Origin of the sequence: Cupriavidus sp. UYPR2.512 (assembly GCF_000379565.1) — a bacterium.
Taxonomy (GTDB): Bacteria; Pseudomonadota; Gammaproteobacteria; order Burkholderiales; family Burkholderiaceae; genus Cupriavidus.
Genome location: NZ_KB903005.1, coordinates 1 through 2,570 on the forward strand (window position 1 = coordinate 1; position 2,570 = coordinate 2,570).

A 2,570-nucleotide genomic window follows, 5' to 3' on the forward strand; every position below is an offset into this window, starting at 1 on the left:
GATCACGCTGGGGTCCGCCTCGAACAGTAACCACAGGTCAAGCAAGGCGCGCCGATAGAACGTCAACCGTCGTCCCAGCTTCGGGCTGAAGGCTTCCAACCGGTGTGCACCAGGCGGTCGGGCAAGCGCGACCGGCTCCGTGAACTGCGGAGAATTTTCCATCAGATCAAGACCTTAGGGACAGGTCTCGAAGTCTAGGATTTGAGGTGGCAAATTTCAGGCGTACTGTGTGCGAAATGGCACTTTTGCATTCGATCCAAGTGGAAGCAAAAGTGCCACCGAAATTGCCTACAGCCCGCAACCATCGAAGACGAGCCGGTGGCACAATTGCTTCGCTCTACACTGGTGTGACCTGCGGCGGGATTTTGTAGCCAATCAGGCAGTGAGTCGGCTGTCGATATTAGCAGTATCCAGCCAGGCTCGACGGACCGTGGCCGGAGGTTGATAGCGATGGGCGCTGTGCGGTCGGCGCTCGTTGTAGAACTGCCGCCAGCGCTCGATGAGCACCTTAGCCTCGGCGCGGCTGCGAAACCATTCGCGATTCAGCAATTCGTCGCGCAGCTTGCCGTTGAAGCTCTCGACGAAGCCGTTCTGCCATGGGCTGCCGGGAGTGATGAAGGCCGGGCCGATCGCAGCATCACGCAGCCAGCGCATGACCTTGGCCGCCGTGAATTCGGCGCCGTTGTCCGATCGAATGTGGGCCGGCTTGCCGTACAGCCGCATCAGACGCGACAGCGTCAGAATCACGTCCTGCGAGCGCAAGCTGGCGCCGACCTCGATCGCCAGGCATTCGCGGGTGTATTCGTCGATCACACACAGCATCTTCAGCGCCCGGCCATCGACCAACTGGTCATGGACGAAGTCGTAGCTCCAGACCGAGTTGGGCTGCGTCGCGCCTGGCAGGCGGATGTCGCTGCCGCAACGGCGCCGACGAGGGCGCCGTCTCGGGATGCTGAGTTTCAGGGCGCGCCACATCCGGCGCACACGCGATTCCCCCATTGCTAGCCAGGCCGCCATCCGACGATAGCCAAAGCGCGGCACCTCCGACGATGCCGCGAGCAGCCGGTCGCCCAGGCGCCGATCCTTCCCCGGCTGCTTGAGCACATAGGTCGCCACCCGGCGGCTGAGTCCCAGGTAACGACATGCCTTGCGTTGCGAGAGACCCCGCCGAGTCAGGACTTCCAGCGCCTCGCGCCGGCCCGTCGGGGTGTTCATTTTTTTCGACTGAATTCCTTCAAGCCATCAATCACCAACAACTGCTCGGCAAGCAGGCGCTTGAGCCGCTCGTTCTCCGATTCCAGTTCCTTGAGCCGGCGTGCCTCGGCCACGTCCATGCCGCCGAACTTGTTGCGCCAGCGATAGAACGTCTGCTCCGTGATGTTGTGGCGCTTGCACAGATCCTTCGTCGGCACTTCCCGGCTTTCGGCTTCCCGCAGGATGCGGATGATCTGTTCGTCGGTAAATCGCTTCTTCATCGAGTTCTCCATACTCCAAGGATACGAGAACTCACTTTCCGACTGGCTACAGGATTCGTCTCAGGTCATTGTCCTTGGGGCGGCGTACGCGGGCCGGCAACACAGCCACGCCGTAGTGGCTGGCAAGGTCCTGATAGGTCGGGTTAAGGTCCGGCTCGTAGCGCGACGCCCTGGTCACGCCGCTGCGCAGATTGTCCGGCACCCACAACTCGGTGCAACCGCCGAAGAAGTTCAGGGCACGAACATGGCTGGCGATCCAGTCGGGCAGTTGTTGGGACCAGGTCGCCTCGATGTAGGTATAGTTCGACGCGCCCAGCACAGCAACGAAGATCTGGGCCTGCTTGATCTCGCCAGTAGCACCGTCCGTCACGGCCACCGTCTGGCCGGCATAGTCGATGAACAGTTTCTCTCCCGGCGTGTGGGTCTGGCGCATCGACAGCGACAGCCGCTGGCGCCAGCGCCGGTAGTGGTCGCAGAAGGCGCTGTACTGGAAGCCGTCCTCCTGTCCGGCCTTGTACTCCTGCCACAGCAATTCCAGTGTCACACCCTTGCCGCGCAGTTCGTTGTGGACGCGCAGCCAGTCCGGCGCTGGCCGCTGCACCGAAGACGGCTCGCTGGGCGGGAACAGCAGCCGTTCCAGGGACGGTTCGTCCAACTCCGGCGGCAGCGGATAGCTCAGGCCCGCCAACTTGGCACGTGCCAAGTAATCGGACACGGTGGTCGGCGAGGCGCCGATGATGCGGGCGATTTCCCGCTTCGATCGGCTGTGGCCGAAATACAGCCGCAACACTTCTTGGATTTTACGCATGGATAACCTCTTGTTAGCCAACTGACACCCCGGAAAAATCTGCCAGAGTGCCACGGTTATCCCGCGGTGCTACGCCCTTCTTGGCCGCCTTAAACTGTCCAGTTTGAGGCGGAATCAGTGTCCAGTTTGCGCTGGAATCGCCGTCCAGATTGCCGTGGAATCAGTGTCCAGTTTGCCGTGGAATGGGTGTCCAGTTTGGCGCGGAATACGCAGCCGCTGATACCCCGCCGGTGAGAGTTGCCGCATCGGACTCGTTTCGGACAACTCTTGCTGCTTTCGCGCGTTAT

At 61.6% G+C, this 2,570-nt stretch carries 1 protein-coding gene and 1 pseudogene; both read right to left on the reverse strand.

Annotated elements, in window-relative coordinates; translation table 11 throughout:
• Window positions 1-375: 375 nt before the first annotated feature.
• Window positions 376-1,475, reverse strand: a protein-coding gene (locus tag A3A5_RS0117295) for an IS3 family transposase (protein ID WP_085958720.1) whose coding sequence is annotated in 2 segments (ribosomal slippage) — window positions 376-1,223 and window positions 1,223-1,475 — 1,101 coding nt in all. Because the reading frame shifts where the segments join, the coding sequence is not laid out codon by codon here.
• A gap of 70 nt (window positions 1,476-1,545) precedes the next feature.
• Window positions 1,546-2,283 (reverse strand): annotated as a pseudogene (gene istA, locus A3A5_RS38805) (IS21 family transposase); the annotation flags it as partial.
• Window positions 2,284-2,570: the final 287 nt, after the last annotated feature.